The organism is Streptomyces katrae, from assembly GCF_000966975.1.
GTDB classification, from domain to species: Bacteria; Actinomycetota; Actinomycetes; order Streptomycetales; family Streptomycetaceae; genus Streptomyces; species Streptomyces katrae.
The window spans coordinates 1-6,224 of record NZ_JZWV01000687.1 but is presented as its reverse complement, the minus strand read 5'-3'; the positions used below and the strand labels follow the sequence as shown (position 1 = coordinate 6,224).

The 6,224-nt window shown below is 71.4% G+C and carries 5 protein-coding genes; 4 read left to right on the top strand and 1 reads right to left on the bottom strand.

Annotation, left to right across the window (positions count from 1 at the left end; all coding sequences use genetic code 11):
• The 3 genes from VR44_RS24035 to VR44_RS24025 all read left to right on the top strand — a co-directional run.
• Positions 1-921, top strand: a 921-nt coding sequence (locus tag VR44_RS24035) for a toxic anion resistance protein (protein WP_045949662.1), incomplete at its 5' end; no start/stop codon positions are given.
• Positions 918-2,561, top strand: coding sequence for a VWA domain-containing protein (locus VR44_RS24030; RefSeq protein ID WP_045949661.1), 1,644 nt, complete (start codon positions 918-920; stop codon positions 2,559-2,561). The genes VR44_RS24035 and VR44_RS24030, both read left to right, overlap by 4 nt.
• Positions 2,548-3,165, top strand: a complete 618-nt coding sequence (locus VR44_RS24025) for a hypothetical protein (RefSeq protein WP_245692137.1) — start codon at positions 2,548-2,550, stop codon at positions 3,163-3,165. The genes VR44_RS24030 and VR44_RS24025 overlap by 14 nt, the downstream gene beginning before the upstream one ends.
• A gap of 157 nt (positions 3,166-3,322) precedes the next feature.
• On the opposite strand, the gene VR44_RS24020 is transcribed toward VR44_RS24025, so the two are convergent.
• On the bottom strand, positions 3,323-5,158 hold the full coding sequence (locus VR44_RS24020; RefSeq protein WP_045949659.1) for a phosphoenolpyruvate carboxykinase (GTP): 1,836 nt from the start codon (positions 5,156-5,158) through the stop codon (positions 3,323-3,325).
• Between the two features lie 220 nt (positions 5,159-5,378).
• Between VR44_RS24020 and trhA the strand changes: the two genes are divergently transcribed.
• Complete coding sequence (gene trhA / locus VR44_RS24015; protein WP_045949663.1) at positions 5,379-6,074, top strand: PAQR family membrane homeostasis protein TrhA; 696 nt, start codon at positions 5,379-5,381, stop codon at positions 6,072-6,074.
• The last annotated feature ends 150 nt before the right edge of the window (positions 6,075-6,224 follow it).

The window sequence follows — 6,224 nt, the reverse complement described above, 5'->3', positions numbered from 1 at the left end:
GCCGTACGGTCGATCGGCGCGGACGGCGGCGGTGCCGCCCAGGCCCGGGTCGCCGGCTCCCTCGTCGAGCTGCGCCGTACCGTCGAGGACCTCGACCCGCAGGCCGGCGCCCCCGTCAAGGGGGCCCGCAGGCTGCTGGCGAAGCTGCCGGGCGGCAACCGGCTGCGCGACCACGTCGCCAGGTACGCCTCCGCCCAGGACACCCTCAACCGGATCGTGCAGGCCCTCCTCGGCGGCCAGGACGAGCTGCGTCGCGACAACGCGGCCCTGCACACCGAGCGGGCCCGGCTCTGGGAGACCATGGGCAAGCTCCAGGAGTACGCGGTGCTCACCGAGGCCCTGGACGCGGCCGTCGAGCAGCGGATCGGCGAGGCCGAACGCACCGACCCCGGCCAGGCGGACGCGCTCCGCTCCGACGTGCTGTTCCCCGTCCGCCAGAAGCACCAGGACCTGCTGACGCAGCTGGCCGTCTGCGCCCAGGGCTACCTGGCGATGGACGTGGTCCGGCGCAACAACGACGAGCTGATCAAGGGGGTCGACCGGGCCGCGACCACCACCGTCTCGGCCCTGCGCATCGCGGTGATGCTGGCCTCGGCCCTCGACAGCCAGCGCAAGGTGATCGAGCAGGTCAACAACCTGCGCGGGACCACCGAGAGCCTGATCCGCGGGAACGCGGAGATGCTGGCCGGCCAGAGCGGGGAGATCCAGCGGATCGCCGCGGACCCGGCGGTCGGGGCGGAGACCCTCCGTACGGCCTTCGGGCAGATCTACAAGACCCTCGACGCGATCGACTCCTTCAAGGTCCAGGCCGCGGAGAACATGGCGGCGACGGTCGAGTCCCTGACGGGCGAGCTCCAGGCGGCCTCGGCGTACCTGGCCCGCACCCGCACACCGAGCGCCCTGGAAGGCGGTGGGGAATGAAGCGGCACACCGCGCGCGTCCGCAGACGCCTCGCGGCGGCGATCGCGCTGACCGCCACCCTCCTCGGGGCCTCGGCCTGCGCCGGCGGCGAGCCGGACGAAAGCACGGCGTCCGGTTCCTCCGGCAAGCCCTCGGCCGAGTACAAGGAGGGCAGGCTGCGCGTCCTGGCCTCCAGCGAACTCGCCGACATGGCCCAGGTCCTCAAGGACGCCAAGGCCGCCACCGGCGTGTCCGTCGACTTCGCCTGGTCGGGGACGCTCGACGCGGCCGAGCAGGTGGCTTCGGGCAAGGCGGACGGCAAGTACGACGCGATCTGGCTCTCCTCCAACGACTACCTCCGCCTGCGCCCGGAGGCGGCCGCCAAACTCGCCAACGAGACCCCGGTGATGTCCTCGCCGGTCGCCCTCGGCATCAGGCCCGAGGCGCTGTCCCGGCTCGGCTGGAAGCCGCAGGAGGTGACCTGGGCGGCGGTCGAGGAGGCCGTGGCCGCCGGGAAGCTGACGTACGGGATGACGGACCCGGTGCGTTCCAACTCCGGCTTTTCGGCCCTCGTATCGGTGGCCTCGGGGCTCTCGGGGGCCCAGGCGGCGCTCACCGACGAGGACGTGAAGAAGGCCCAGCCCCGTCTGAAGGGCTTCTTCAACGGGCAGAAGCTGACCTCCGGTTCCTCCGGCTGGCTGGCGACGGCGTACGCCAGGCGCGGCGACGTCGACGCCCTCGTGAACTACGAGTCGGTGCTGCTCTCCATGAACAAGGACGCGGGAGCCGGCAAGGCGCCGCTGACCGTGATCCGCCCCAAGGACGGGGTGGTCACCGCCCACTACCCGCTGACGCTCCTGGCCTCCTCCCCCGCCGGGGCCCGGGAGTCGGGCCGGCGGCTGACGGACTACCTGCGGGGTGACGCGGCGCAGCGGGCCATCACCGCGCAGACCTTCCGCCGCCCGGTGGCCGCCGGGGTGGCGCCGGCCGACGGGCTGGAGGCGGAGAAGCGGCGGGAGCTGCCGTTCCCCGGCTCGCGTCCGGTCGCGGACGGGCTGCTGGCCTCGTACGAGAACGAGCTGCGCCGGCCCTCCCGCACGGTGTACGTGCTCGACACCTCGGGTTCGATGGGCGACGACAACCGCATCGGCCGGCTGCGGGACGCCCTCACGGACCTGACGGGGACGGGGAGTTCGGGGCCCGGGCAGCGGTTCCGGGACCGCGAGGAGGTGACGCTCCTGCCGTTCGGCGACAAGGTGAAGCAGGTGCTGACCCACGTCGTGGAGCCCGGGAACCCGGGGCCCGCCCTGGACGCGATCCGACGGGACGTGCAGTCCCTGCGCCCCGACGGCGGTACGGCGGTGTACGGAAGTCTGAAGGCGGCGTACCAGCACCTGGGGCAGGGGAACGCGGACGCGTTCACCTCGATCGTGCTCATGACGGACGGGCAGAGCGGGGACAGGGTGCAGGACTTCGACTCCTTCTACGCCGGTCTCCCGGAGGGGCAGCGGCACACGCCGGTCTTCGCGGTCCTGTTCGGGGACTCGGACCGCAAGGAGCTCTCCCACATCACCGAGCTGACGGGCGGCCGGCTCTTCGACGCCACCAAGGGCAACCATGCGCTGGACGGGGCCTTCGAGGAGATCCGTGGCTACCAGTAGGCCGTCGACCCGGGTGCTCGGCTACCTGGAGTCGAAGAAGAACCTGGTCGGCAGCGCCTGCGGACTGGCCGGCCTGGCACTGACGGTGGCCGGGGCGGCGGGCGCGTACTGGCCGGTGGTGATCGCGGGCCTGTACGGGGCGGGCGCGCTGATCGCCCCGCCCGAGCGGGCTTCCGTGCCGGTGTTCCCGGGGACGGCCGAGCAGTTGGGCGTCGTACGGGAGGACCTGGCCCGGCTGCGGGAGTACGCGGCGGAGGTGGAGCTCCCGCCGGCCGCCGAGGGCAAGCTGGGCGGGCTGCTGGACCTGTACGGGGCGCTGCTGGAGCCGGGCTGGGGCACGGAGGCACTGGCCACGGAGCCGGACGCGGTGCACGCGCTGTCGCGGGCGATCCGGCTGGACGTGCCGGAATGCGTGGACACGTACAACCGGACCCGCTGGTGGACCCGGCTGACGCCGGGCGGGGAGTCGCCGGAGCGGCACCTGGAGCGGCAGCTGTCGGTGCTGTCCGAGGAGGCGGAACGCCTGACGGCGGGCCTCCAGGACAGGGAGGCCCGCCGTCAGCAGACGCACACGGCCTACCTTGAAGAGCGCGGACGCTCCTGAGGGTGTGACGGGCGGCGGCCGGGACAGTGGCCCCCGCCCGTCGGCAGGACGTGTGCTGCTCTGGGAAAGCCTTGGTCGGGGATTCCCACAGCGGTGGGAGAACCTTGGTCGGGGACTCCCACGTTCAGGTGGCCTGCGGCATCGGCAGGCGTCGGGCTCAGCCCAGGCGCTCGACGAGCGCGTGGTACTGCTCCCACAGCTCCTTCGGCGTGTGGTCGCCGTAGGTGTTGAGGTGCTCGGGGACCAGGGCGGCCTCCTCGCGCCACACGTCCTTGTCGACGGTGAGGAGGAAGTCGAGGTCCTCGTCGGAGATGTCGAGGCCGTCGAGGTCGAGGGCGGCCTTGGTCGGCAGGACGCCGATCGCGGTCTCGACGCCTTCGGCGGTGCCGTCGAGGCGGCCGACGATCCACTTCAGGACGCGGCTGTTCTCGCCGAAGCCGGGCCACACGAACTTGCCCGCGTCGTTCTTGCGGAACCAGTTCACGTAGTAGATCTTCGGGAGCTTGGTCTGGTCCTTGTCGGCCGCGACCTTGACCCAGTGGGCCATGTAGTCGCCCATGTTGTAGCCGCAGAACGGCAGCATCGCGAACGGGTCGCGGCGCAGCTCGCCGACCTTGCCCTCGGCGGCGGCGGTCTTCTCGGAGGCGATGTTCGAGCCGATGAAGACGCCGTGGTTCCAGTCGAAGGACTCGGTGACCAGCGGCACGGCGGAGGCGCGGCGGCCGCCGAAGAGGATCGCGGAGATCGGGACGCCCTTGGGGTCCTCCCACTCGGGGGCGATCGTCGGGCACTGCGAGGCCGGGACGGCGAAGCGGGCGTTCGGGTGGGCGGCCGGGGTCTCGGACTCCGGGGTCCACGGGTTGCCGCGCCAGTCGATCAGCTCGGCCGGGGGCTCCTCGGTCATGCCCTCCCACCACACGTCGCCACCGTCGGGGGTGAGCGCGACGTTGGTGAAGACGGTGTTCGCGTACATCGTCTTCATGGCGTTGGCGTTGGTGTGCTCGCCGGTGCCGGGGGCGACGCCGAAGAAGCCGGCCTCGGGGTTGATCGCGTAGAGGCGGCCGTCCTCGCCGAAGCGCATCCAGGCGATGTCGTCGCCGATGGTCTCGACCGTCCAGCCGGGGATGGTCGGCTCCAGCATGGCGAGGTTGGTCTTGCCGCAGGCGGAGGGGAAGGCGGCCGCGACGTACTTGGTCTCGCCTTCGCCGGCCGGCGGGGTGAGCTTGAGGATCAGCATGTGCTCGGCGAGCCAGCCCTCGTCACGGGCCATGACGGAGGCGATGCGCAGCGCGTAGCACTTCTTGCCGAGCAGGGCGTTGCCGCCGTAGCCGGAGCCGTAGGACCAGATCTCGCGGGTCTCGGGGAAGTGCGAGATGTACTTGGTGGTGTTGCAGGGCCACGGGACGTCGGCCTGGCCCTCGGCGAGCGGGGCGCCGAGGGTGTGGACGGCCTTGACGAAGAAGCCGTCGGTGCCGAGTTCGTCGAGGACGGCCTTGCCCATGCGGGTCATGGTGCGCATGGCGACCGCGACGTAGGCGGAGTCGGTGATCTCGACGCCGATCGCGGAGAGCTCGGAGCCCAGGGGGCCCATGCAGAAGGGCACGACGTACATCGTGCGGCCCTTCATGGAGCCGCGGAAGATGCCCTGCTCACCGGCGAAGAGCTCCTTCATCTCGGAAGGGGCCTTCCAGTGGTTGGTCGGGCCCGCGTCCTCCTCCTTCTCGGAGCAGATGAAGGTCCGGTCCTCGACGCGCGCGACGTCGGAGGGGTCGGAGGCGGCGTAGTACGAGTTCGGGCGCTTGGTCTCGTCGAGCTTCTTGAACGTGCCCTTGGCGACGAGCTCCTCGCACAGGCGCTCGTACTCGGCCTCGGAGCCGTCGCACCAGACGACGCGGTCGGGCTGCGTGATCGCCGCGATCTCGTCGACCCAGGAGATCAGCTCCTGGTGCGTCGTCGGGAGGGAAGGGGTGGGAGCCGCGTTGTCGCGCGCCACGATTGCTCCTTGTTGAGGGGTTTGTTTGGTGTATGCCCCGTGGGGGCCGCGACCCGGACGCTTCGCGCTCCGCTCATCCGGTGTCGACCGCACTCATCTGATCATCCGGTGCGTGTGCGCATATGTCCAGGGGGCCTCTCACGTGAGCATCGCCACGTCGGTCAATCTTCCGTAAAGAGGAATAACGGAAACCTACGGACCCGTAGGTAGCATGGCGACCATGACTTCTGACGCCGCTGCCGTCGCGGCCGCACCGGCCGAACGCGCAGCTCCGCAGGCCGAACCGGCCAAACCACTGATGCGCGGCTGGCTGCACACCGGGATGTTCCCGGCCGTCGTGGTCGCGGGTCTGGCGCTGATGGCCTTCACCGATTCCACGCGGGCGCGGGTCGCGTGCGGGGTGTACATCCTCACCGCCTGCCTGCTCTTCGGTGTCAGCGCCGTCTACCACCGCGGCACCTGGGGCCCGCGCGGCGAGGCGATCCTGCGCCGGCTCGACCACGCCAACATCTTCCTGATCATCGCGGGCACCTACACCCCGCTCACCGTCCTGCTGCTGCCGGACTCCACCGGGCGGACCCTGCTGTGGGCGGTGTGGCTCGCGGCCGCCGCCGGCATCGCCTTCCGCGTCTTCTGGGTCGGCGCCCCGCGCTGGCTCTACACCCCCTGCTACATAGCGATGGGCTGGGCCGCCGTCTTCTTCCTGCCGGACTTCCTGCGCACCGGCGGCATCGCGGTCCTGGTGCTGGTGATCGTCGGCGGCCTCCTCTACAGCGCGGGCGGCGTGATCTACGGGATCAAGCGCCCCAACCCCTCGCCCCGCTTCTTCGGCTTCCACGAGGTGTTCCACTCCCTGACGCTGGCGGCCTTCGTGGCCCACTACGTGGGCATCTCGCTGGCCGCCTACTCGCACTGAGGAGCGTTTCATCCTGCCGTTATCGCACGGCCGCCCGGAGCCCGCACTCCGGGCGCGGCCCACGGAGGGGGCCCCGCCGCGGATCGCGGCGGGGCCCCTTCTCCGTGCGGGCGGCTAGCAGGTCCAGCCGTCGCCGTCCGCGTCCAGGCG